18 protein-coding genes and 1 riboswitch are annotated in these 25,660 nt (G+C 33.4%); of the genes, 9 read left to right on the top strand and 9 right to left on the bottom strand.

What is annotated here, in order from left to right; all coding sequences use genetic code 11:
- Positions 1-14: 14 nt before the first annotated feature.
- The 4 genes from BLV37_RS03770 to BLV37_RS03755 all read right to left on the bottom strand — a co-directional run bounded on the left by BLV37_RS03770 (position 15) and on the right by BLV37_RS03755 (position 4,557).
- Positions 15-1,868 carry a heavy metal translocating P-type ATPase gene (locus BLV37_RS03770; RefSeq protein WP_091727486.1) on the bottom strand — a complete coding sequence of 618 codons (1,854 nt, stop codon included), beginning with the start codon at positions 1,866-1,868 and terminating at the stop codon, positions 15-17.
- 39 nt (positions 1,869-1,907) lie between these two features.
- Positions 1,908-2,123 carry a heavy-metal-associated domain-containing protein gene (locus BLV37_RS03765; protein ID WP_091727484.1) on the bottom strand — a complete coding sequence of 72 codons (216 nt, stop codon included), beginning with the start codon at positions 2,121-2,123 and terminating at the stop codon, positions 1,908-1,910.
- 136 nt (positions 2,124-2,259) lie between these two features.
- Positions 2,260-3,816, bottom strand: a complete 1,557-nt coding sequence (locus tag BLV37_RS03760; protein ID WP_091727481.1) for an ABC-F family ATP-binding cassette domain-containing protein — start codon at positions 3,814-3,816, stop codon at positions 2,260-2,262.
- A gap of 105 nt (positions 3,817-3,921) precedes the next feature.
- On the bottom strand, positions 3,922-4,557 hold the full coding sequence (locus tag BLV37_RS03755; protein WP_091727475.1) for a glycerol-3-phosphate acyltransferase: 636 nt from the start codon (positions 4,555-4,557) through the stop codon (positions 3,922-3,924).
- A 260-nt stretch (positions 4,558-4,817) separates the two neighbouring features.
- Between BLV37_RS03755 and BLV37_RS03750 the strand changes: the two genes are divergently transcribed.
- The 3 genes from BLV37_RS03750 to BLV37_RS03740 all read left to right on the top strand — a co-directional run bounded on the left by BLV37_RS03750 (position 4,818) and on the right by BLV37_RS03740 (position 8,182).
- The gene (locus BLV37_RS03750) at positions 4,818-5,972 is read left to right on the top strand and encodes a glycosyltransferase family 4 protein (protein ID WP_091727473.1); all 1,155 of its coding nucleotides are present in this window, start codon (positions 4,818-4,820) and stop codon (positions 5,970-5,972) included.
- Between the two features lie 76 nt (positions 5,973-6,048).
- Complete coding sequence (locus BLV37_RS03745) at positions 6,049-6,357, top strand: hypothetical protein (RefSeq protein ID WP_091727470.1); 309 nt, start codon at positions 6,049-6,051, stop codon at positions 6,355-6,357.
- Positions 6,358-6,664: 307 nt separating this feature from the next.
- Complete coding sequence (locus BLV37_RS03740; protein ID WP_091727468.1) at positions 6,665-8,182, top strand: uracil permease; 1,518 nt, start codon at positions 6,665-6,667, stop codon at positions 8,180-8,182.
- Between the two features lie 57 nt (positions 8,183-8,239).
- Here BLV37_RS03740 and BLV37_RS15160 read toward each other — a convergent pair whose 3' ends face one another.
- The 5 genes from BLV37_RS15160 to BLV37_RS03715 form a co-directional block, all read right to left on the bottom strand.
- Complete coding sequence (locus BLV37_RS15160) at positions 8,240-9,301, bottom strand: LysM peptidoglycan-binding domain-containing protein (RefSeq protein WP_208975193.1); 1,062 nt, start codon at positions 9,299-9,301, stop codon at positions 8,240-8,242.
- A 120-nt stretch (positions 9,302-9,421) separates the two neighbouring features.
- Positions 9,422-10,198 carry an ABC transporter ATP-binding protein gene (locus tag BLV37_RS03730; RefSeq protein ID WP_091727465.1) on the bottom strand — a complete coding sequence of 259 codons (777 nt, stop codon included), beginning with the start codon at positions 10,196-10,198 and terminating at the stop codon, positions 9,422-9,424.
- On the bottom strand, positions 10,191-11,090 hold the full coding sequence (locus BLV37_RS03725; protein ID WP_091727462.1) for an ABC transporter permease: 900 nt from the start codon (positions 11,088-11,090) through the stop codon (positions 10,191-10,193). Before BLV37_RS03725 ends, BLV37_RS03730 begins: the two co-directional genes overlap by 8 nt.
- 1 nt (position 11,091) lies before the next feature.
- The gene (locus BLV37_RS03720; RefSeq protein WP_091727459.1) at positions 11,092-12,102 is read right to left on the bottom strand and encodes an ABC transporter substrate-binding protein; all 1,011 of its coding nucleotides are present in this window, start codon (positions 12,100-12,102) and stop codon (positions 11,092-11,094) included.
- Between the two features lie 237 nt (positions 12,103-12,339).
- Positions 12,340-12,762, bottom strand: a complete 423-nt coding sequence (locus tag BLV37_RS03715; RefSeq protein ID WP_091727457.1) for a HutP family protein — start codon at positions 12,760-12,762, stop codon at positions 12,340-12,342.
- A gap of 329 nt (positions 12,763-13,091) precedes the next feature.
- Between BLV37_RS03715 and BLV37_RS03710 the strand changes: the two genes are divergently transcribed.
- The 6 genes from BLV37_RS03710 (at position 13,092) to BLV37_RS03685 (ending at position 25,656) form a co-directional block, all read left to right on the top strand.
- Complete coding sequence (locus tag BLV37_RS03710) at positions 13,092-14,093, top strand: diguanylate cyclase (RefSeq protein WP_091727454.1); 1,002 nt, start codon at positions 13,092-13,094, stop codon at positions 14,091-14,093.
- A 97-nt stretch (positions 14,094-14,190) separates the two neighbouring features.
- Positions 14,191-16,758: a GH39 family glycosyl hydrolase gene (locus tag BLV37_RS03705; protein ID WP_091727451.1), complete on the top strand. Its 2,568-nt coding sequence runs from the start codon at positions 14,191-14,193 to the stop codon at positions 16,756-16,758.
- A 284-nt stretch (positions 16,759-17,042) separates the two neighbouring features.
- The gene (locus BLV37_RS03700; RefSeq protein WP_176967856.1) at positions 17,043-22,235 is read left to right on the top strand and encodes a SpaA isopeptide-forming pilin-related protein; all 5,193 of its coding nucleotides are present in this window, start codon (positions 17,043-17,045) and stop codon (positions 22,233-22,235) included.
- Between the two features lie 162 nt (positions 22,236-22,397).
- Positions 22,398-23,132 carry a class D sortase gene (locus BLV37_RS03695; RefSeq protein WP_091727446.1) on the top strand — a complete coding sequence of 245 codons (735 nt, stop codon included), beginning with the start codon at positions 22,398-22,400 and terminating at the stop codon, positions 23,130-23,132.
- 109 nt (positions 23,133-23,241) lie between these two features.
- Positions 23,242-23,326, top strand: a riboswitch (cyclic di-GMP riboswitch).
- 13 nt (positions 23,327-23,339) lie between these two features.
- On the top strand, positions 23,340-24,134 hold the full coding sequence (locus BLV37_RS03690; protein ID WP_091727443.1) for a transglutaminase-like domain-containing protein: 795 nt from the start codon (positions 23,340-23,342) through the stop codon (positions 24,132-24,134).
- Positions 24,135-24,348: 214 nt separating this feature from the next.
- Positions 24,349-25,656 carry a YeeE/YedE family protein gene (locus BLV37_RS03685; protein ID WP_244270459.1) on the top strand — a complete coding sequence of 436 codons (1,308 nt, stop codon included), beginning with the start codon at positions 24,349-24,351 and terminating at the stop codon, positions 25,654-25,656.
- Positions 25,657-25,660: the final 4 nt, after the last annotated feature.

The following is a 25,660-nucleotide window of genomic DNA, read 5'->3' as shown; positions in this document are numbered from 1 at the left end:
GCTTTTAGCTTTTATTATGAATCCTTATGAACACCCTTATATCTAGTTAACCTAACTGCATTTACGATAACTAATAACACACTTATTTCATGAATTAACATTCCTAAAGCCATAAATACATTTCTTGTGAGCACTCCTATTAGAAGTGCAAAGACTACAAATACTGCAAAATATATGTTTTGCTTTAGGTTTCTTACTGTTGCACGACTAAGACCAAATGCGTATGAAAGCTTACTTAAGCTATCCGACATCAAGACTAAATCTGCTGTTTCCATGGCTACATCCGTACCAGAACCACCCATGGCTACACCTAAGTGAGCTAATGCCAGAGCTGGTGCATCATTGATACCATCTCCTACCATGGCAACAGTATTGTTTTTCATCAACTCTTTTATTTTACTTACCTTTTCTTCTGGTAACAATTCTGCATAATATTCATCAATGCCTAATTCTTTAGACACTGCATTAGCAACTCTCCTGTTGTCACCAGTTAACATAACTACCTTTTTTACGCCTGCTTTTCTAAGATTTAGTATTTCATTACGTGCGTCATCTCTTATTTTATCTGCAATTGATATTACTCCTAATGTTTTTTCTTTTTTAGCAAGGATTACTGCTGTTTGGCCATTATTTTCTTCTTGGATTAAATATTCTTCTATTTCATTTGAAATGAAGATTTCATTGTCTGATAATAATTTACGTGTGCCTATATAGATTTCTTCATTATCTACTACTGCTTTAACACCACCGCCAGGAAATACTTCAAAGTCAGTAGCAGCTTCTATTGGACTAGATATTCTAGTCTGTGCTTCCTCTATTATAGCTCTAGCCAAATGATGCTCTGAGGTCATTTCCACTTTAGCAGCTAAAAAGAGCAAATCTTCCTCAGACATACCGTAGCTTTTAATATTAGTAACCTTTGGGCTTCCTATAGTAAGAGTACCTGTTTTATCAAAGGCAACAATATCTATTTTCCCTGCCTTTTCTAAATATTCTCCACCCTTAATCAAGATGCCCTTTTTAGCACCATTTCCTATTCCTGCAACTATAGAAACGGGAGCAGATATTACCATGGCACCTGGACAAGATATTACTAATAGAGTGAGAGTAAGCTCTAAATCCCTAGTGATTAGATAAACTATTACTGAAAGCAGCATGATTCCTGGAGTATAATATTTTGCAAATTTCTCAATGAACTTTTGAGTTGGAGCCTTTGATTCTTGAGCTTCTTCAACCATTTCTAAAATTCGAGCAAAGGTAGTATCGTCTCCTACTCTTTCTGCTTCTAGCTCTAAATGACCTGTTTCTATAACTGTTCCACTAAAGACATGGTCACCTTTTTCCTTAGTAACAGGAACAGATTCACCAGTAATAGAGGCTTGATTTACCGAAGCATTTCCTGATAAGACCAATCCATCTACTGGAATCTTTTCGCCAGGACGAACTAACACTGTTTCACCCTTTAGAACATCATCTGGTGAAACTTTTATCTCCTTGCCATCACGAATGACAGAGGCAGTATTTGGTGCTAAGTCTAATAAGGCTTTTAATGAAGAGCGAGTCTTTTCTAAGGTTCTTGCTTCTAAATAAGCACCAAATATAAAAAGAAAAGTAACTGCTGCTGCTTCCCAATACTCACCAATATATATGGCTCCTGTCACAGCTACGGTTACTAATGCTTCAATTCCTAAGATTTTATATCTTAAAGCTCCGATGGCATTTTTAGCTATAGGGTAACCTGCTACTATTGATGATATAATCATAAGTCCGTTAAATATGCTTATGTCAAAATTAAGATACTTTAATATATGGGCTATAATAATAAGACTACCTGAAATTATTACTATCTGCCCTCTTTTTTTCATCATACTATCTACCTCCATAAGAGGGGCTAGATAGCCCCTGGATTATTTTGTACTTAAAACGTCAAAGCCTAAGTTGTGGACTATTTTTGCTATTTCCTCCCCAGAAACAACTTCGTCGTTGAAGCTAACTTTAACCTTACTTGAAGTGAATAGTACCTTTACCTCATTTACACCATTAGCATTTGTAAGTGCAGTTTCGATTTTTTTCACACAACTTGGGCAAGTTAATTGTTCTAATTGTAAAGTAATATTTTTCATTTAATACTCCTCCTTAAATTTAATATGCTTGATTGTTAACTTCATTATAGATTAGTTTTCCAAATTTGAAATTGATTACAATCAAATTTTTAAAAAATTTCAAAAAATAAATCCCACTTCAAAAGTGGGAAATTAATTAAACTATTTTAGTTGTCCAGGATTCACAGTTCCATACGTCTGTAGTAACATCTCTATAAAATTCAGGCTCATGACATATTAACAAAATAGAACCCTTGTATGCCTTTAAAGCCCTTTTAAGTTCTTCCTTCGCATCAATATCAAGATGATTAGTAGGTTCATCAAGTATTAGTATGTTTGTTTCCTTATTTATAAGCTTACATAATCTAACCTTAGCTTGTTCGCCACCACTTAATACATTAACCTTACTTTCAATATGCTGGGTAGTTAATCCGCACTTTGCAAGTGCTGCACGAACCTCAAACTGAGTAAAAGAGGGAAAATCCTGCCAGATTTCTTCAATGCAAGTATTTGTGTTCGCTTTTTTTATTTCTTGTTCAAAATATCCTATATGCAGATAATCACCAAGCTCTACAGAGCCAGAGACAGGTTTAATTTGTCCTAGTATACTCTTTAATAATGTAGTTTTGCCAAGACCATTTGCTCCTACAAGAGCTATTCTTTGGCCTCGTTCCATCCTGAGATTTAAGGGCCTTGAAAGGGCCTCCTCATATCCAATAACTAAATCCTTAGTTTCAAAAATAAGCTTTCCCGATGCCCTAGCATCTCTAAAATTAAACTCTGGCTTAGGCTTTTCTCTTGCTAGCTCTATTACCTCCATATTATCAAGCTTCTTTTGTCTAGACATTGCCATGTTTCTAGTAGCTACTCTTGCTTTATTTCTAGCTACGAAGTCCTTTAAATCTTCAATTTCTTGTTGCTGCTTTTTATATGCAGCTTCTAATTGAAGCTTTTTAGCTTCATATATCTGAATAAAATCATCATACGTGCCTACATAACGGTTTAATTCTTGATTTTCCACATGGTATATAAGATTTATTACACTATTTAAAAATGGCATGTCATGAGATATAAGAATAAATGCATTTTCATACTGCTGTAAATACCGTCTTAGCCATTCTATATGCTGCTCATCTAGATAATTAGTAGGCTCGTCTAATAAAAGAATATCAGGCTTTTCTAAAAGCAGCTTAGCTAAAAGTACTTTGGTTCTTTGGCCACCGCTTAAGTCATTTACATCCTTATCAAGACCTATATCGTACAAGCCAAGGCCTTTTGCTATTTCTTCAACCTTTGCATCTATTATATAAAAGTCATTATTAGTAAGGATATCTTGTATAGTACCTAAGTCCTCAAGCAATATTTCAAGCTCCTCAGGCGTAACGTCTGACATCCTTTCACAGATTTGATTCATTTCATTTTCCATATCAAAAAGATATTTAAAAGCAGTTTTTAGCACATCTCTAATAGTCATTCCCTTAGAAAGAGCCGTATGCTGGTCAAGATAACCTACCCTTACACGTTTTGACCATTCTATGTTTCCTTCATCAGGCTCAAGCTTGCCTGTTATTATATTCATGAAGGTGGACTTGCCTTCACCATTAGCCCCTATAAGACCAATATGCTCTCCCTTTAATAGCCTAAAAGAAACATTATTAAATATAGCACGACTTCCATAACCATGACTTAAATCCTTTACTGTTAAAATACTCATTGTAAACCCCTCTCATTATTTTACGTACAGAAACAATTATACCTAAGATTATATAGCTTTAAAAGCAAAATTTTCATAAAAAAATAACTACCTTTTGGTAGTTATCTAGTCAGCTGTTTGTTTCTTTTTAAAGGTGCTTCTTAAGCCAGTTTCCTTTCTCTGCAGGATATTGATAATATTAGACCTGTGGTTATAAATACTCAATGCAGCTAAAACAATAGCAATTATTATACAGCCTTTACTATATCCAAAATATATTGTAGAAGCTATAAATAATAAAACTAAGCCTATAGTTCCTAAGGCAATAAAATCAGTTGCAATAGTAATAGCTACAATAGCTATTATCCCTAAAATTGCAATACGAAAATCTACTGCAGATAGCATACCAATAAGTGAGGCAGTGCCTTTCCCACCTCTAAACTTCATATAGAAAGGATAGTTATGACCTAAAATCACAGATAATCCATTCAAATAAAGGTAAAATGGAAGTTGACCCTGCTGAAGAATATTTTTAAGAAGCAGTTTTATAATGACAATAGAGAGTATAGCCTTGCCAATATCTAGCAGTGCAACAGCTACACCATATTTCCAACCCAAAGACACAACTGTGTTAGAAGCACCTGCGTTTCCATTGCCTAAAGTACGTATATCAACTTTTTTAAAAAATTTTCCTAAGATATAAGATGCTTGGAAACAACCAAATAAATAGCCAATTAAAGTTATAATAACATAGTTTTCCATAACCTATTCTCTCCTTAAGAATACTTTAATACATTATATCAAAAATCAATAGATTTAGATATTCAAGATTTTGTATATAATATAAATTTATGTTTAATCTTAATTATATATAATATTTGTCTGTTAATTTTGAAGTAAAAGATACAACAAATAAGACTAAAGGATAGAGGCAGAAAAATAAGAAAAAAAGCTAAAAAAATTACATTAATTTGAAAAAAGTGATAAAATATATTTAAACTTGCAATTCCATATGAAAGGAGATGAGTAATATTAAAATATTACTAACAACAGATACCTTTAGTCCCGCTATAAATGGGGTAGTTATTTCTGTAAAGAATCTATATCAGCAACTGACTAAAAGGGGACATGAGGTAAAAATACTAACGCTTTCTCAAACAGGCTTTTCATATAAGGAAGGGGACATCTACTATATAAAATCCTTTAATGTAAGGGTTTACCCTGGAGCAAGAGGTACACTTTCCTACAAGAACAAATTTATAAATGAAATCATTAAATGGTCACCAGACATAGTACATTCTCATACAGAATTCTGCACACTAATTCATGCTAAGCATATAAGAAAAAAACTAAGGGTCCCACATATCCATACTTATCATACTATGTATGAAGACTATCTAGGCTATGTTTTTAAGGGCAGATTAATATCTAGAAGAAGAGCTATGGATTTAATAAGGAGGTTACTTTGGTCTGTTGACGAAATCATAACTCCCACTCAAAAGGCAAAAGGCTCTTTAATAGCATATGGTATTAGAAACCCAATAAGTATAATACCTACGGGAATTGACTTATCTAGATTTAAAACAGAGCATAGACATACGAAAGAAGCTAAGGATTTAAAAGACAAGCTAGGAATAAATCCAGAAGATAAAGTACTCATTTTTCTTGGCAGACTTGGAAAAGAAAAGAATATTGATGAAATAATAATGAATATAAAGGAACTGAATAAGAAGTATCCATTAAAAATGCTAATAGTAGGTGGAGGTCCCCACATGGAAAATTTACAAAGCCTTGTAGATAATTTGGACCTCAAAAAAGAAGTTATATTCACTGGTATGGTTCCACCAGAGGAAGTTCCATTATACTATTCTTTAGCCAATATATTTGTTACTGCTTCTACTAGTGAGAGCCAAGGCCTAACATATATAGAAGCCTTAGCTAGTGGTCTTCCAGTTGTATGTAAATATGATGAAGCTGTAGAAGGATTAATTATGAATGGAATTAATGGGTATATGTATAGAAACGAAGGGGATTTTATTAAATGTGTAAATCTTCTGTTCTGCAGCAATGAGGACATACATCAATTAAGAAGTAAAGCTAAAGCTTCTGTAGAAAGATTTTCATTGAATGTTTTCGCAACAAATATTGAGAGGCTATATTTGAGCCATATAAAATAATGCTTTTATTATTTTAATAGAATGTTATAAACAAAGTCATATATATCTTTAAAACAATAATTAAAGGGGGGTTCACATGCTTAAACTTAAAAGTAAGGAAGAAATACTAAAGCAGTATGTTAGCAGGTATCCAGAGCTTGATAGACAGTTTATGAACAGACTCTCTGAAGAATATGACAGATATATAGAGGTTTTAAAAGATGTTAACAGCATAGAAGAATACAATAAGGTTTTTGAAGAGGAAATAAGAGAAAATGAGAGACGATACAAGGATAATGCAATGCTAAGAGGACTGGAGGATTCCCCATATAATCAGTATATGGAGATATTAGCTCATTATGGGTTGATTGTATTTTTTAGAGATAATATGCTAGACCTATCCTAAATCATATATTCTGAATAATATTAATAACAGCTACGATTTAATGTAGCTGTTATTATTTTGTAATAATACTATAATGTTAAGATATTACAGAGAAACAATATACTGTATTATGAATTTCTGCATATATATCTAACAAGCATGTGAACATATTACAAAAAAATAGCAATATTTTCAATAAATTTCACAATTGAATAGCCAAGCTATAATACCTTTCTTATTTAATAGGAGATAATTTATGCACTAACTACAAAGGTAATATTAAGAAGATGCAGAATTATCAGAATAAATCAAATAAAGGAGGTATAGTATGACGTCAACAAAAATTAATTACCCATTTTGGAAAAAGGAGGACTTGGATGGATTCTTTTCTCTATTCCAGAATAACCTTGCTAACTTTGTCGTTATCGCAATTAGTATGCTTGGGATGGGGTACCCAAGTAGTATAGTATTTGGGAAAGTTATACCTGGAGCAGCTATCTCAGTATTAGCAGGCAACCTTTATTATGCACACATGGCAAAAAAACTCGCAGAAAAAGAAAACAGACTTGACGTAACAGCATTATCTTATGGTATTAGTACTCCTGTAATGTTTATTTATCTTTTTGGTGTATTAAAACCTGCACTTGATATTACAGGGGATCCAAACCTAGCTTGGAAAATTGGAGTAGCAGCATGTTTCTTAGGAGGTATTATTGAAGCTTTAGGAAGCGTAATTGGAGGTTGGGTTAGAAAAAATCTTCCTAGAGCCGCTATGCTTGGTGCTTTAGCAGGAGTTGCATACTCAATTATTGGTGGACAAATGTTTTTCCATACTTTTGAGATGCCAGTTGTTGGCATGATAGTATTAGTTATTATTTTAATTGGTCTTGTGGCTAAGAAAGCAATGCCTTTTAAAATACCATCATCTTTATTCGCAATTATTATAGGTACAGTTTTAGCTTATGCTTTAGGTCAAGCAGACCCAGGTAAAATAACAGAAGGATTTTCAACCTTTGGGTTTTACCCGCCATTACCATCTATAGCTTTTCTTGAAGGATTTAAGTATATATTTGGAACTATGATTAGCTTGTTAGCAGTTTTAGTGCCTATATCTGTTTATAACTTTATAGAAACCATGAATAACGTTGAAGCTATGGCTGCAGCAGGTGACGACTACAATGTTGCAGAAGCACAGCTAGCAGATGGTTTGGGTACAATGGTAGGTAGCTTATTTGGTGGAGTATTCCCTACAACAGTTTATATAGCTTCTATAGGCGCTAAATGGGTTAATGCTGGTAGAGGATACTCAGTAGTAAATGGAATTGCTTTCTTAATAACTGCTTCTCTTGGAATAATAGCGGCTATATCCAGTATTATTCCATTACCAGTTATAGCTCCTATACTAGTGTTTGTTGGGGTATCAATGATTTCACAAGCTTTTGGTTCAGTAGACAAAAAACATTTTCCAGCTGTAGTAGTAGCCATGTTCCCATATTTGGCTAACTATATTTCTGGTAAATTTAATGGAGCAGCTCCTGAGGCTGTTGCTAAGCTTTCACCAGCAATTGTACCTCTTGGACAGGGTGCAATGTTTACAGCTTTAGTATGGGGTGCTATAGTAGTATTTATTCTTGACAATGAATTTGACAAGGCTGGTATGGCTGCTTTTGCTGGGGCTGTAATGTCTGCAGTAGGACTAATGCATGCACCAAAGCTAGGATTCTTACAGGATTATACATTTGCACTAGGATACTTAATAATGGGAATAATGCTATATATATTTAATGTTACAATGAAGGACAAAGTAGACCTAGACGATAATGTTTCTATGGATATGGTTGACTAAGCAATAAGAAAACGTTACCAATAGATAATCTGTTGGTAACGTTTTTTATTTGGATGATTATACTTCTACTTCGGGTGGTATACAAATACGTTTGCCAGGTATAAACTCACTTGGAGCCATAGTAGGGTTATATTTTAGTATATCCGTAGCAGATACAACAAATTTTTCTGCTATACTAGTTAGAGTGTCCCCCTGCATTATAACGTAAGTTTTTCCAGTTGGGCATAGCTCTGAAGGCTCATAAGGTGGAATGCAAATCTCTTGACCTATGCGAAGGTTTTCTATATCAATATCCGGGTTTGCATCTACTAATGCTCTAAAGGATACATCGTATTGCTGTGCTAATTTAAATAAAGTATCTCCTGCTACAACCACATGTATCTTTCCGCCTGGACATCTAGGCTTCCTAGGTATACAAATTATTTGGCCTATAGTTAGTTTAGTAGGGTCTACTCCAGGATTTGCTAACTCTAAGTCTCTAAGAGTTACATTAAATCTGTTTGCTATACTAAAGAATGTGTCACCAGCCTGTATAGTATAATATGCACCACCAGGGCAAGGAGGAGTGTTAGGTGGAACTACCTTTTTAGGGATACAAATAATTCGCCCTACTACTAGACTATTAGGATCCACGCCAGGATTTGCTGCCTCTAAATCTCTAAGAGTTACATTAAACCTGTTTGCTATACTATAGAAAGTATCTCCAGCCTTTATTACGTAATAAGTTCCGTCAACGCATGGAGGTATAGCTGGTGGTGGAGGCGGAGGAGCAGGTTTTTTTGGTATACAAATTTTTTGACCCACCACTAGGTTATATGGATTAACTAATGGGTTTGCTAGCTGCAACTCTCTAACAGTTATGTCAAACTCATCAGCTATTTTGTAAAATGTATCTCCAGCCTTTATAGTATATATTGTTCCATTTGGACAAATAGGAGTTGGAACTCTTCTAGGAACACAAATTATCTGACCAACAGAGATACGGTTAATATTAATAGTAGGGTTTAAAAATCGAATAACACCAATAGTTGTATTAAATTCTTGAGCTATACTACTAATTGTATCACCTCTTTTTACTGTATATTCTTCAGCAAAAGGAGGACATCTTCTCTCAAGCATGTTTCATATCACCTCACTTATTTTGTATTATATATTATTCAATCTTAAGAATAAGTGTGCATAAGAGAAGACAAAAGAAAAACCCTTCTCAGCACGTGTATTTTCGTACTGAGAAGGGCTTCAACTAAATAGGCTTCTATCGCTAACATCCTTAAATAAGGATAGGAGCTTTTCTTTTGTAAGGTTTTTCTTCTCTTCTCCTGAAACATCTAATATTATTTGACCTCTATGCATCATAATCAATCTATTTCCGTATCTTATTGCATGATCTATGTTGTGAGTCACCATAAGGGTAGCTAGTTTTTTTTCCTTAACAATTCTATCTGTTATAGCCATGACTATTTCAGATGTTTTAGGATCTAGGGCAGCAGTATGTTCATCTAAAAGTAAAAGACGAGGGTCAGTTAATGCAGACATAATTAAGGCTAAGGATTGCCTCTGACCTCCTGATAATTTAGACACATCTACTTCCAGCTTATCCTCTAGGCCTAAGTCTAGTATTTTCAATGATTCCTTAAACAAGCTTTCATTTTTCTTATCTATTAAAAGTGAAAAGTTAAACTTTTTACCTTTATTTAAAGCCATAGATAGATTTTCATGGACTGTCATAGATGGCACAGTACCTAATGAAGGATCCTGAAAAATCCTAGAAATTTTTTTACATCTTTGACTTTCTACCTGATCAGTAATATCTTCACCATTTAAGATTATACTGCCCCTATCTATACCTAGCTTTCCAGACACAATATTTAAAAGCGTTGATTTTCCTGCACCATTGCTACCTACTATACATATAAAATCATCATCTTTCACTTCTAAAGATACTCCATGAAATATGCTTTCTTCATTAATATCACCAAGATTAAAGGTTTTACATATATTATTTAACTTAAGCACTTATATCACCTGCCTGTCTTTTAGCTTTAGGCTGTGGCAAGGCTTTTAATCTAAAAGCTGACTTGTTATTTCCTAAATAAAGAGCAAGTATTACAATTATACAGCTTATAAGCTTTAAATCACTAGGGTTAAAGCCTATCCTTAGACTTAAAGAAATACTGGCTCTATATAGAAAAGCACCAATAATGCACAATAAACTAGGAGTGAATAATCTTAAATTTTTAAATATTGAATGAGCCATTATTATAGAAGCTAAGCCTATGACTATAGTGCCTGTTCCCATATTTATATCGCTATAGCCTTGATATTGGGCGAATATTCCTCCAGATAATGCAACTAAAGCATTAGATAATGCTAAACCAAGTATTCTAACATTTCCAGTGCTTATACCTAGAGAGGTTACCATATTTTCGTTATTCCCTGTAGCCTTTATAAGATAACCTATTTTGGTTTTGAAAAATATAGTAAACAAAGCAGCACATACAACAGAAAAGCCTAATGCAATAAATAAATTAAAAGTTAAACTATCTTTAGAGAAAATAGTAGCATTATTAAATATAGGTAGATTTGCTTTTCCCATAATTCTTAAATTTATAGAATAAAGCCCTAGCATTACTAAAATTCCAGAAAGCAAATCCTTTATTTTAAGCCTTACATTCAACAAGCCTGTCATGGTTCCAGCTAAGGCTCCTGTTATAATAGAAAAAGAAAGTGCTATAAAGGGGTTAATTCCCTTAGAAATTAAAATTGCAGATACACTAGCACCTAATGTAAATGTTCCATCTACGGAAAGATCAGGAAAGTCCAAGAACTTATAAGTAATATATACTCCCATTGCCATTATGGAAAATATTAGACTTTGCATAAAAATGCCTAAGATAAAAGCATTCATATTATTCAGCTCCCTTCACTAGGGTAGCTCTTTTTAACAGTTCATCAGGTATATTTATACCTAATTCTTCTGCAGCATCTTCATTTATTATTAATTGGGTTTCTTTAAGCATAGAAACAGGTGTATCCTTTATGCTTTTACCACTTAGAATCTCAGCAGCCATAATTCCAGTTTGATGGCCTAGCTTATAATAATCAAGTCCTTCGCAGGCAAGAGCACCATTTTTTATCATAGGCTCATCTACTCCTATAATAGGCACTCTATTATTCATGGCTATTTTAGATATTATAGGCATATTAGAAGCTACTAAATTATCTGATGGAAGAAATAAAAAATCTATACCTTTTATCTTAGCGTTTAAAGCAGGTTCAAATTCTGATGTATTAGTAACTGGAATTTCGATTATTTCAATACCTAAAAAAGCAGCAGATTCTTTAGCTATATCTACCTGTAGCTGAGAATTAAGCTCACTGGTATTAAATAAAATACCAACTTTTTTCGTGTTTGGAATTAAGGTCATACCAAGCTCTAGCTGCTTAGCTACAGGGCTTAAGTCACTAGTTCCTGTTACATTGCCCTCTGGAGCATCAGGATTTTGGACTAAGCCTGCATATACAGGATCAGTAACAGCTGTAAATAATACTGGAATATCCTTAGTAGAGTTATGTGCTGATTGAGCAGAAGGAGTTGAAATAGCAAGAATTAAATCTTTTTTCTGTGATACAAAATTTTGTGCAATAGTAGTTGTCAAGGCTATATCTCCCTGAGCAAACTGAATATCTAAATTTAGGTTTTTACCTTCCTCATAACCTTTTTCTTTTAATGCATGAATAAAACCAGCCCTAGCACTATCTAATGCAGGGTGTTCGACAATTTGACTTATTCCTATTGAAACCATATTTTTGGAATCATTGCTAGATGAACAAGCACTCAATAATAAAGTGATAATCATAAGAATTGAAATAAAGCCTAAGATATTACTTAGACTGGTGAGATGTTTTTTTCCTACCATACTACCGTCCTCCAATTTTTTAATTTTTTGTTTAAAGTCTTCTGCTAAATCCTACCTTACTCCCCTTAGCCTCAATGGCTATCTACAAAAAAACAAACCTACTAATTCTTTTTGTAATCCTGAGTGTAATCCAAGGATCACTTTTAGAATAATTAAAATTGATTTTATAATCTTTCCATTAAAATGTCAAGAAAAAGTTAAAAAACTTTTAGCTAACAACTAACAACTAATTCTAGTTTATTCTTTTATTACTGGTATGGACCTATGGCCCAATCCAATAGCAAGATCATTTAGATGAAGTAGTCCAATGCTTATGAAAAGGCAAACACTAATATGCTCCTCATATCTGGCGATACCTATTTTCCCACCAAAGTTTAACCCCATAGCCTTTGGATTTACCTGAGTAATAGCTTCCATAACAGCGCCAGCCACAGCACCTTCATGGACATGATAATCTTTAATAATTCCAGTTTTTTTAGAAGCTACTAAAGCTCTTTCTATAATTTTAGGTATAGAATTTATCAAATCACCACCAACATTTACAGCAGCAGCTTTAAAACCTTTTTTATGAAGATCCTCTATAATAGACTTTTCTTCATCTCTAGTAGATATGGCAAGCCTTATTGAAGCCTTTGCAACATTTGTACTTTGGTTTTCCACTAAAATCACCTCGTTACTATATTGTAGACTAAATTATATATGAGATACACAAAAATGTAAATGCTCTAGTAAACAGAGAGCCTAAGGAATTGTTCTTTATATGAGTAAAGCAAAAAACGACATAGGTAATAGCAATAAAAGGAATGATTTATTTTAAACTATCAAATATAATAAATTAAATTTAGACATGTAAAAAAATTAACAAATTTTCACAAAATATGATAAAATATTTAATAAATTATTAGGAACTTTTAAAATTATGTTATATGATAGAGATACTTATACAAATGAAAGCAAGAGCCAAATGTAAAAAATGAGAAGGTGATAAAGTGGAAGCTATAAAAATACCAATAGAACAATTAACTATGAAAAGGAATAAGCAACTTAGTGCTTTAACAAAAGACCATCTGCAAGGCAATGCTGGGGAACAGGACAAATTAAGCTACAAGGGTAGAATATTGATTTTAGATGATGACGTAATGATGCTGAATATACTTGAAAGGCTCCTTACGGAAAGAGGACATGAAGTTATTCTTTCTTCTAATCCTTTTGAAGTAATCAGTATAATAAAAGAAAATAAGATAGATCTTGCCATATTGGATTTAATCTTACCCAAAAGTAATGGGTATGAAATTACAGCATTAATTAGAAAGACAGAGCCAGAGTTACCTATTATCATGTTATCGGGCAGCGCCATAACAGAGAGCAAAATAAAAGCTTTAAAAATAGGTGCTGATGATTATATAACAAAGCCCTTTGAAGAAAATGAGCTAATAGCTAGGGTTGAAAGAACATTAACCAGATATATAAGCCTTAAAGCATTATCTGTTGAAGATGGATTAACGGGGGCCTATACTAAAACTTATCTATGGCGAAAGCTAAAGGAAATTAAAAATGCATATACAAGAAACGGTAAGATTTTTTCTGTTGCATTTGTAGATATTGACTGCTTCAAAGAAATAAATGATACTTATGGACATTTAGCAGGAGATGAAGCCTTAAAATGTTTTGTATCTACACTTAAATCTTCTCTGAGAGCTACAGACTATGTATTTAGATTTGGAGGAGATGAATTTATTGTCCTATTTCCTGAGACAACTAAAGAAAATGCTCACAAGGTTTTAGAAAGATTTAGAGACAATGAAAGCTATATCCAATGTATTAAAAGTAAGACAGGGGTTTTAATTGGATGCTCTTTCAGTGCAGGAATCACCGAAATAAAAGGTGTATCTGATACAGTTGAAAAAATTATTGAGAGGGCAGACGAAGCCTTATACCAAGCCAAAGCACAAGGCAAGAATAGAGTTATTATCTACGATAGCTGCGACTAATTTTTGGAAGGGAAAATTATCACATCGAATTTTCATACAAAAGAAAAAACGAATAATTATGGGGAGGAATATAGGGAAGAGAGGAAGAGGAGATATAATGACTTTTGGATATGAAATAGTGAATAGTCAAGACGGATTTCCCGTAAAAGCATTTATCCATAGCGTTGATGGCTTTAAAATGCATTGGCATGATGCAATAGAGATACTTTTGATTCTAAAAGGCTCAGTAAGTATAAATGTAGGAAATGAAAGATTTTTGCTTAGAGAAAATGATTTAATATTGATAAATAGTAATGAAATTCACAATACAAATAAAACAGATGAAGATAATATAATACTAGCATTACAAATAAATCCAGCACATTATACTGCTTATCATCCTCAGATTAATAGGATGTTATTTGACTGTAAATCCTTCATTTATAGAGAAGATGAGCAAGAAAGATTTGATGTAATCAGGTGGTATCTAGCTCAAATAGTATGGGAATTTAATAAACAAACTAGTGGTTATCAGTTTACAATAGGAAGTAAAGTAAATTTACTTATCTCACATTTGATGAATCATTTTACATATACAGCTGTGAAAAATGAAAATGTTGCATTCATAAGAAAAGACATTGAAAGAATTCAAAGGATAATAAGTTATATAAACGAAAACCTAGAAAGTAAGATAACTCTTAAAGAAATAGCCGAAATAGAACATCTTAGCCTCTACTATCTATCGCATTTCATAAAAAAACATATGGGAATGTCATTTCAAGAGTATCTAAATCATATAAGATTAGACAAGAGTGTTAAGCTTTTGACAAGCACTGATAAAACAATAACAGAAATATCATATGAAAGTGGATTTCCTAGTACAAAATCTTTTAATAAGCTTTTCAAGGATATATATAATCTCACCCCTACAGAATTCAGAAAAAAGCGTGAAAACCCAAACTACATTTCAAAAGCTGAGGACCATGATATAGGAAAGGTAAGGAGCAAAACTTATTTAGATGTAGATAGAAGTGCTGCATTTAAAAGCCTATTTCAATATTTAGATTTAATGGATAAAAAAGCACAAAAGCATAATATGGCACCTACAAGTACTGAAACCATATCTGCAAAGGCAAATGAGGAAGGAGAATATTTAGAGCCATATTGGAAAAAGCTAACTAGCTTTGGCAGGGCAGCAGAGGGACTAAGACAAGGCTGGCAGAATCAGCTTAAAGAGCTGCAGGACGAACTTGGATTTGAATATATAAGGTTTCATGGCATATTTTCAGATGAAATGATGGTATATAATATTGGCAACGATGGTAATGTAGTGTACAACTGGTCTTATGTTGACGAGCTCTTTGATTTTTTTAAAAAAATAAATATTAAACCCTTTGTTGAATTAGGTTTTATGCCTTCAGAGATAAAAAGCTCAGACGAAACTATCTTTTGGTGGAATGCAAATATATCCCAGCCAAAGGATATTAAATTGTGGACAGATTTAGTAAAAGAATTCATAAAGCATTGCATTAATAGATACGGTCTAAAAGAAGTAGAAACCTGGTATTTTGAAGTATGGAATGAGCCAGAACTGGAATATGTATTTTGGATTGGTGGCAAGGAAAGCTATTTTAATTTTTACAAAGAAACTGTTTTAGCCATAAAGTCCATTTCTCCTAAATTCAGAGTAGGAGGTCCTTCCATTACTCATCAGGTTGTAAAGGAAGGAACCTGGCTTGAGGATTTTTTAGATTATTGTAATAGCAATAATGCTCCCTTAGACTTTATATCCCTGCACATTTATCCAGAGGATTTTTCGTCAAAGGAAGAGGTTGAGGAGATAATGATTGAAGCCATACAAAAGGAAGAACCTTTAGATTTAATGTCCATATGGGGTTCTGTTAAAAGGATTTATTATGATAAAAATCACACTCATGACACTTTAAGTTCAGCTAACAGCAAAATAAACAAATATTTAATAAAAAAACCAGAACTTCACATAACAGAGTGGAATGCTTCAACATATTGTCGAAATCTAATTAATGATACATGCTTTTCTGCCACATTTATTATAAGCAATATTTTGGAGAACATAGGAAATGTTGATTTTATAGGACATTGGACATTTACAGATATAATGGAGGAGTTTAAGGCAGGCATATCCCATTTCCATGGAGGCTTTGGGCTGATAAACAAAGAAGGATTAAAAAAACCATCTTATTTTGCTTACTATCTATTGTCTAAGCTCGGAAATAGAATAATAGGACAAGGCCAGGAATACGTAATAACGAAAAGAGATGAAGATATTCAAGTTTTAGCTTATAACTATGCATATTTAGATGAATTGTTTTCAAGCGGAGATACCTCTGCACTTACTAACACGCAAAGATATTTAGTTTTTGAAGACAAGCCTACAAAGGAAGTAAAGCTATGTATATCTGGACTTTCAGGCTATTATAAAATAACAAGATACCAGTTGAATAGAGAGCATGGGTCAGTAGTAGATGCATGGATAGACATGGGAGCGCCAGAAAACATGACAGAAGAGGAACTAAAATACCTTAAAGGAAAAGCAATGCCTAAAATGACTGTGGAGTATTCAGAAATAGAGGGAGACTATAAAGATAAACTATTTGTTCCAGTACATGGTGTAGAGCTAGTATTATTAGAGAAAAAAATTAAATAGGAATAGTTTTATTAGCCAGCTTCATTATAACAATGTGAAGCTGGCTTTATTTTTGATAATCCAATGGAATATTTAGTTAAACACAGTAAACATGGCTAATCCTTCAGTAAATTAGGATCTTATCCCCAAAGTTTAAATGGCAAAAAAAAGGAATAGATTCAAGCAACTATAGCATATCTTATGCCATTGGCATTAGATACTATTAAATAAGTATGTATTTTGTCGAAATACATACTTATTTAAATAAAAACGGGGTTGAGATTATGAAAGAAAGGAGGAAATATATGCTTTTTAATAAAAGTAAATACAAGATAATCATGATGATTATCCTAGCCATGCTGCTTCAAATAGCAGCCCCTGTAGCAGAATATGTCTATGCTGAGGTGATGAATGGCGAAGGGGGAGAAACAGTAACAGAAGCAGTATACATACCTAGTGAGATGATATCTTTCAGCTTGGTGGTAAATGGAATAGACCTTGCAACAGCAGATGAAACAACAATTGAAGCCTTAGAACTTGAGCAGAAACAGGAAGCGAAGTTTACAATAGTATTTAATGTAAATTTAGAGAATGATGCTTATCTGTATAAAACAGGAGATTATTTTGAATTTGATTTTCCAACTGCTATAAAAGACTTTGGCAATCTTTCTGGATATACATCACCAGATGTAGGAGAGCCAAAATTTAGTTACAAATATGAAGGTGGAAAGGTAAAGGTTTATTTATCTGAAGATTTAGACCCTTTAAATCATATAAGCAATGAAGTTATAGTTACACTAAACTTTTCTTCAGAGTTTGGATTTAGTGGGGATGATTTAGAACAAAAAATAGAGATTCCGACTCCAGGTCAAGCTGGTGGGACTAAGACTATAAAACTAACCTTTAAGCCTAAGACAAAAGATGAAAAGATGTCAAAGGAAAGTCTTGGAGTAACTATCATAGATGGTGAAAGATATATTGACTGGGTAATTTGGGTGAATAAAGCAGGTAAAGCTTTAAACAATGCAACAATTACAGATGTGCCTAGCAGCAAACCAGCCCATATAATTGTAGAGAATTCAGTTAATGTTGCAAGGTATGATATTGGATTAAGTGGTGTAATAGATGAGATGGGGGCTGGAACAACCGTTTCAACAGATACGAACTTTCCCATAAATTCCTTGATTGGTAAGTATGCTTATAAAATTACTTATAGAACAAAGGTAATTGAAGATTCACCTTCTGGACCTCAAGAATTTAAAAATACGGCAACATTGACTAGCCCAGGATTTACCACAGAGACATTTACAGGTTCCCAAAGCATTACCTATGGAAAAGCACTTGAAAAAATTCGAATTAGTGGTGACAACTATGAGTCAAACTGGGAGATTAGATATAACTATAATCTAGCAAGTATACCGGAGCCAGGAGAAGGGGAATTTAACATTGTAGACACTCTATCAGGACCCCATAATATTGATACAAGTTCTATCAAAGTATATAAAATGAGTACTGATGCGAATGGAAATGTAGTAGATACAGGAACAGAAATAGGAGGACTTTCAGGTGGAGAAAATCCTAACGGTCCAAGCTATACTATTACTACAGTCCAGGATGAAGAAAGTAATGTAAAAGGCTTTAAATTAAAATTTGATGGTCCTGTTACAGATGCATATAGAATAGTATACCAAGCTAAATATGATAAAGACTTCTATACTGGTCCGTCAGCTACTGTAACCAATACTGTAAATGCAGGGAGCCATAAAGATTCTAAAAGCTATACAGTAGGACAAAATATTTTAAAAAAATCTCATACTTTAGACTTAGCAAATCAAGAACTAACTTGGAAAATCACCATTAAAGCAGATAATGCTGATATCACCAACTTAAAACTTGCAGATGTATTTGCTTCAAAAGATACGGTAACAGGTATTGGTGAGCAAAGCCTTGAGGGAACCATAACAATAACTGAATCAACTGGACATACTATAACACCTAATTCTGACTCAACCAAAGGCTTCACTATAACAAATATCAATATTACAAAAGGCAAAACTGCAACAATAACCTATAAAACTAAATATGCTGTAGGTGAAGATGGTAAAGTCGCTAGTGAATATAAAAATACTGCGACAGCTACTTGGGGAGATTATACTGTTACTGTATCCGATAGCTATAAACCTAAAACAACAACTACAAACAACGGTAGGAAGGAAGGTAACTATAATTACAGTACCCAAACATTTACTTGGGGTATAATAGTAAACTTCAATAAAAAGGATATCCAAGGAGCGATTTTAACAGACACTCTTGGACCAGGTCATGACATAGTAGCAGATTCATTAAAGATATATAATTTCACACCTTATGGATCCGATGATACTAAAGGGACTAAGGGAGATCCTAGTAACCTAATAGCGGAAACAGATTATACAGTATCATATAATGCTACAAATGGTAAAAGCACAGGATATACACTAACATTTAAAAGTGATTTAGAGAGTGGAAAGAACAATAAAGCATATTATATAGAATATGAAACTAGGGACTCCGACAATATAATTGGGCTCAGCACAGGAGAACAAGCAGAACAGAATGATGAAGATAAAGGTAAATATACAAACACTGCCACCTTTAAGACTAAAGATACCACGACTCATACCTTAGAATCTAAACCTGTAACAGTAAATAATGCAAACCACCTTATATCAAAATCAGTTTCAGGGAATGCAAGCTCAAATAGTGATAGAGTGCTGACTTGGACAATAGATATCAATAAATCACTTTCTAATATTGGAATGGTTACATTAAAAGACATACCTTCTAATAATTTAATGCTTCTTCCAGATACAATTAGAGTACGAGAAATTAAAATAGCTTCTAATGGGAGTATAACATATGGTTCTTGGATTAGCCCAAACCCTGCACCAACGCTAAACAATGAGGAAGGAAGTTTTACTTTAGATTTAGGAAATCTATCTAGTCCCGAAAGAAAGGCAGTTCAAGTACAATATAAAACATTAGTGCTAGAAGCAAATAATACTAATGAATCCTTTACTAATGAAGCTACTATCACATACGAAGGATCTGAGGATACAGGTGAAGGACAAGATAACGATTCTAAAGTAGAACAAAAATTTAAATTTAGCTTTTCAGACGCAACTTCTTCATCTAAAAAAGGAAATGTGAAGTTCAAGAAAGTTGGATATGATAACGCAACAGAAAATAAAGTGGACCTAGGGAATGTTGAATTCCAGCTAATAAAGAAAATAGGAAATAATCATTATATAATCAGGGAAGCTACTTCAGAAGAGAATGGAGAATTTGTATTTAACAGTGTTGGATATGGTACTTACCTTATTAGAGAAGTATCAGCACCAGCAGGATATATAAAAATGGAAGACCAACCATTTACAATGGGGACAGACACTGACATTAAATTATCAGGTAACGAAGCAAAAGTTATTGAATTAACTAATACAAAAATAAACCAAGGCTTCAAATTAACAAAGATAGATGAAAAAGAACCTAGTATAAAGCTGGCTGGTGTAGAATTTGAACTTTTCAAACACGATGGAATACCTGTTACAAAAGATAGAAATGAAAATGATATAATAGGGAAACTTACAACAGATGTGAATGGTATAATCCTTATTGATGATTTACCAACAGGTAAATATTATCTAAAGGAAATAAAAGCACCAGAAGGATATTGGTTAGATGAAGGGCATATTGAATTTGAAATTAAGGCTGAAAATATAGAAATAATTGATCTAGGCAATATAACCAATACCAAGCAAGGCGACCTAATCGTCAAAAAGATTGATAAGGATAACAATAATTCATTACCCGGTGCAGAGTTTACCCTTTATGATAACTCTAAGAATATAATAGCTACTGCAACAACAAATGCAGATGGAATAGCCAAATTTACTAATATAAAATATGGCTCATATATATTGAATGAAACAAAAGCACCATCAGGATATGTAGGTTATTCGGAAGATATTAATATAACTATTGCTTTACCTGAACAAGAGGAAGTAGTACAAAACGAAAAAATTCATCAAGCAGTGGAGCTAACTAAAGTAGATGAAAGTGATGCTAATATAAGGTTATCTGGAGCAGTGTTTGAACTTTATAAAACCGATGGGACACATGTTAAGCAAAATGAAAAAGGTGAAGACATAGGAGACGAAGGACGTATCTCAACAAATATTGATGGCAAAATTTCAATAAATAATCTAGAACCAGATGAATATTACTTTAAGGAAGTAAAATCACCAGAATACTATCTATTACCAGAAAACTATACAATATCTTTTAAAATCGAAGAAAATCAAACAACCATCACATCAGTAACAGCAAAAAATATTCGCGGCGAAGGTAATATAATACTCACAAAGGTAGGCGTAGTTGAAGGAGAACCAGATACTAAGACTCCCTTAGAAGGAGTAGAGTTTACGCTTAAAAAAGGCGATACTGTTATAGCATCTGGAACCACTAAAGCGGACGGTACTCTAGCATTCAATAATTTACCATACGACACCTATACTATATTAGAGACGAAGGCACTTGATGAATATGTACCAAATACTACTTCAATAACAGTAGTATTAGATGGAGAGGGTACAAATGGTAAAGAAGTCACAGTAGGACCTATAGAGAACATAAAGAAGGACTACTCTGTGAAGTTAACAAAATACAATTGGAACAAATCCGAGGTTCTCAAGGACGCAATCTTTGAACTAAGGAAAGAAGGACTAGATGGGGAATATGAAGTTGTTGAAGGGATTGATGTTGAAGATTTAACAACAGATGAAAATGGTGAAATTCATTTAGAAAACTTAGAAGCTGGTAGTTATCAATTAATTGAAACTAAAGCTCCTGCTGGATATAGATTAGATAAGACACCAGTAGAGTTTGAGATCAATGAGAATCAGATAGAGCCAACTAAAGTTGAGAAAATAAATTATAGGATTCCACCAGTAGACCCAGACCCAGGGCCAGGTCCAGGACCGAAGCCAGACCCAGAAAAACCAACAGAGCCACCAACAAGTCCAGAAGAGCCAACAGTTCCAACAGAACCAGAAGAGCCAACAGTTCCAACAGACCCAGAGGAACCAACAATTCCAGAGGAGCAACCTACAGTTAAGGAAGAAACTCCAAAGGAAACCCCAAAGGAAGGAGAAGTAGAAGTTCCAGAGGGAAGTGATCCAAAGGTTAAGAATCCGCCTGAAAACGGGACGGTAACCATCGATGAAGATGGAAGGTGGAAATATACTCCTAATCCAGGGTTTGTAGGAAAAGACAGATTTACTATAATAATTAAGCACCCAGACGGAACAGAAGAAGAAATATTTATAGAAATAGATGTAGAAGATGTACCATTAGGTACAGTATTACCTAAAACTGGAGAAGGCAGTAAATTAGGATATTATCTTACAGGATTATTACTAGTACTTCTAGGAGTATTCCTAAGAAGAAAAATAATATAGAAAAATAGTGCTGTAGTAAAGGGGCGCCGTAGGGCTATAGGGGAAACGGTATAAAAGGCAGAGATTACAAAGTCTCTGCCTTTTAAATACCGAACCCATTGAGTACATATGTTTATTTAACGGTTCAAACTCGACAAACAAGATTTAAAGGTAGGATATAAAATGAAGAGAAAAATACTATCGTGGATTATTATAATTATAGGCTTGTTACTAGCTGCATATCCCAAAGCATCAGAGCTATATGTAGATTATAAGCAGGCTAAACTCGTAGAACAATGGCAGCAGAGCTTGGCGGTCATAGATAGTGGAGATGATATAGAAATAGAAAATGATGAAATATATAATTTAGATGAAGATAGCAATCTACATATGGAAGCAAGTCCACAAGAACCAAGAGAAGAAGGAGAAACAAAAGAGGATCCTGAAGAAAAAAGAAAAGAAGAAGAAAAAGCTAGAGAAAGAGCAGCTAAAGCAGCAAAAGAAAAAGAAGAATATATAAATAAAAACATGGAAGGAATACTTAAAATAAATAAAATAAAGTTTAACCAGCCCATACTTAAGGGCGCTACAGAAAAAAATCTAAAAACATCTGTAGCTAGTGTAGAAAATACAGGGAAAGCAGGAGAAGTAGGCAACTATGCCATAGCAGGACATAGAACCCGCAGCTATGGGCGAAACTTCAATAGATTAGAAGAAGTAGAGCTGGGAGACATAGTGGAAGTAGATAGTGGAGATAATCAATATAAATATACAGTAACAGAAAAGCTATATGTTTATCCAGAAGATGTATGGGTATTAAATAATAACAAGGAGGATAAAGAAATAACCTTGATCACATGTCATCCTATGGTTAATCCGACCCATAGATTGATAATAAAAGGAAAGATTATTGACTAAACAATAGACAGAGTAGTCCTAGAAAAAATAGGACTTTTGGATTATTTTTTTAAAGGACAAGCTATGGTAAAATCAAGAAAATAAATGTAATTTTTTATCAGTGACTTTTCACCGATAAAGGCAAACCTAGCGAAAGCTAGGGGCGCAAAGCTAAAGGGCCTTCCTTAGAAATAAGATGGCAGCCAGTTACCGAAAGGAGAGTTTTTTATGTTAAAGCGTAATCTAGTAATCTTCTCACTAATTGCTACAATAATATTATCTTCCACAGTGGCTTTCGCTTCAACTTCAAATATAGACAAAAGCCAATTAGAGAGTGGGTTAATAAGCATAAATTATACACCAAAAAAAGATGTAGCAACAAAAGTAATGATCAGTAAAGGTGATGTAAAATATACTTACGATATAAAAGCATACAATAGTTTTCCACTACAGCTTGGGGATGGTAAATATACAGTTTCCATTTTAGAAAATGTAGATGGTAATAAATACAGACAAGTTGAAAAAGAAGAGATAAATTTAAAGCTATCAAATGCTAATACAGTATTCTTACAATCCAGCCAAATCGTAAACTGGAACGAAAACATGGACGCTATAAAAAAAGCTAATGAATTAACTAAGGGTGCAAAAAATGATAATGAAAAAGTAATAGCAATATATAATTACATTGTAAATAACATTAGCTATGATAATGAAAAAGCTGTAAGTGTACAAGCAGGATATATACCTTCCATAGATAGTACCTTAAACGAGCAAAAGGGAATATGTTATGATTATTCAGCACTATTTGCAGCAATGCTTAGAAGCGTAGATGTACCTACAAAACTAGTAATGGGAAGGAAAAATGATATAGAAGCATATCATGCTTGGAATCAAGTTTACTTAAAAGACACTAATGAGTGGATAATCATAGATACAACATATGACGCTAGTATGAAAAAGGGAAAATCAGCTACTTCAATGATAAAAAGCGAAAAAGAATATACTGTAGAAAAGCAATATTAAAATGAATATAAAAATCACCATATAAAGTGAATATAAAAAAACCACTGGTAAAATCCAGTGGTTTTTTTGGCTTTTGTACAGCCTTAAAAATATAATATTTTTATTCACCTTCAAAATCTTTAATACTGCATAAGAAAAGCTAATTATAGAAAGGGGATTGTTTGTTATATAATAAACACAAAGAAAATGTTAAAAAAAACACAATGAAAGGGGAATGAAAATGCAAACTACAGCCAAAATCAATAAAACTCAATTAATCATTGCACTATGTATCATTGCAATTACTTCAGCTTTTGGCAAGTTCTTAAGTCAAACTGATAACAAATTAACATTGTTTCTTATTACTGGTGTGGTTTTAGGATACATACTTTCTCGTTCAAGATATGGCTTTGCAGGCGGAATCAAAAGAATTTATGTTACAGGAGAAGGTAGCCTTACTAAAGTACTTTTAATAATGTTTGCTATCACTATGGTTGCATCAGCAGGTATACAATGGGCAGCTGTAGCAAAAGGAGCAGTACCACAATTTAGAGCCGCTTCTTCAGATTTGATTATCCCTGGAAGCCAATCTGTAAGCATGTTTAATATCTCTACTATTCTTGGAGGATTTCTTTTCGGAATCGGAATGATATTTGCTGGAGGTTGTGCATCAGGTACACTTAGTGATTTAGGGGAAGGAGAAATTCGTTCTGCCATAGCTCTACCATTTTTCGTTTTATTTACTATACCAGGTCACGCTTTAAGAGATTCAATTGCACAGTCATCCATAGGTAAAATAGGAGCACAAGTATATTTACCAGATGTATTTGGATTTATAGGGGCTATTATTATATCTTTTGCAATATTGTTAGTTTTATATGTAATAACTAGAAAATATGAAGATTTTAGAAAAAAAGAAGGTTTTTATGAAGAGACAGTTTTTGAACCAAATGAAATGCCACTACCAGAGGATGAAGACTTTAAATTCTTTAGTTACAAAACATATCATAAGTTTTTCATTGAAAGATGGAGTTTTCTTAAAGGTGGAATGTTATTATCAATTGGATTTATATTTGTATTAAATACAACAGGGAAAAACTGGGGAGTAACCTCTGCCTTTACAAAGCTAGGAGTTAAGATTGTGAATCTATTTGGCATAGAAATTACATCACCAGCCTTTGCAAGTATTGTTAAAGATGTTAATACTGGTTTAATATATGATGGTGGCACACTTAGAAACGTAGGAATTGTCATTGGAGCAGCTTTATGTATGCTTTTAGCAGGTAAGTTTAGTTTTAACCTTAACTTTAGATTTAAAGATGCTGTATACTATGCTGTTGGTGGAGCTCTTATGGGATTTGGATCAAGACTAGCAGGTGGATGTAATCTTGGTGCTCTATATTCTGCAATTAGCAGCTTTTCATTGTCTGGCTGGGGATTCATGGTTGCTCTTTGTTTAGGTGGAATAGTAGGACTTAAATTATTTGCAGGAAAAGTTAATATAATACCACCAAGTAGGTACAAAGGAAAAGCAAAAGCTTAATAGT

Origin of the sequence: Proteiniborus ethanoligenes, assembly GCF_900107485.1 — a bacterium.
Taxonomy (GTDB): domain Bacteria; phylum Bacillota; class Clostridia; order Tissierellales; family Proteiniboraceae; genus Proteiniborus; species Proteiniborus ethanoligenes.
This window is presented reverse-complemented; position numbering and strand designations above follow the sequence as displayed.

Excerpts from the sequence above, each read along its gene's own strand:
- BLV37_RS03770 (WP_091727486.1), bottom strand. The coding sequence starts at position 1,868 with ATGATGAAAAAAAGAGGGCAGATAGTAATAATTTCAGGTAGTCTTATT.
- BLV37_RS03765 (WP_091727484.1), bottom strand. The coding sequence starts at position 2,123 with ATGAAAAATATTACTTTACAATTAGAACAATTAACTTGCCCAAGTTGT.
- BLV37_RS03760 (WP_091727481.1), bottom strand. The coding sequence starts at position 3,816 with ATGAGTATTTTAACAGTAAAGGATTTAAGTCATGGTTATGGAAGTCGT.
- BLV37_RS03755 (WP_091727475.1), bottom strand. The coding sequence starts at position 4,557 with ATGGAAAACTATGTTATTATAACTTTAATTGGCTATTTATTTGGTTGT.
- BLV37_RS03750 (WP_091727473.1), top strand. The coding sequence starts at position 4,818 with ATGAGTAATATTAAAATATTACTAACAACAGATACCTTTAGTCCCGCT.
- BLV37_RS03745 (WP_091727470.1), top strand. The coding sequence starts at position 6,049 with ATGCTTAAACTTAAAAGTAAGGAAGAAATACTAAAGCAGTATGTTAGC.
- BLV37_RS03740 (WP_091727468.1), top strand. The coding sequence starts at position 6,665 with ATGACGTCAACAAAAATTAATTACCCATTTTGGAAAAAGGAGGACTTG.
- BLV37_RS15160 (WP_208975193.1), bottom strand. The coding sequence starts at position 9,301 with ATGCTTGAGAGAAGATGTCCTCCTTTTGCTGAAGAATATACAGTAAAA.
- BLV37_RS03725 (WP_091727462.1), bottom strand. The coding sequence starts at position 11,090 with ATGAATGCTTTTATCTTAGGCATTTTTATGCAAAGTCTAATATTTTCC.
- BLV37_RS03720 (WP_091727459.1), bottom strand. The coding sequence starts at position 12,102 with ATGGTAGGAAAAAAACATCTCACCAGTCTAAGTAATATCTTAGGCTTT.
- BLV37_RS03705 (WP_091727451.1), top strand. The coding sequence starts at position 14,191 with ATGACTTTTGGATATGAAATAGTGAATAGTCAAGACGGATTTCCCGTA.
- BLV37_RS03700 (WP_176967856.1), top strand. The coding sequence starts at position 17,043 with ATGCTTTTTAATAAAAGTAAATACAAGATAATCATGATGATTATCCTA.
- BLV37_RS03695 (WP_091727446.1), top strand. The coding sequence starts at position 22,398 with ATGAAGAGAAAAATACTATCGTGGATTATTATAATTATAGGCTTGTTA.
- BLV37_RS03690 (WP_091727443.1), top strand. The coding sequence starts at position 23,340 with ATGTTAAAGCGTAATCTAGTAATCTTCTCACTAATTGCTACAATAATA.
- BLV37_RS03685 (WP_244270459.1), top strand. The coding sequence starts at position 24,349 with ATGAAAATGCAAACTACAGCCAAAATCAATAAAACTCAATTAATCATT.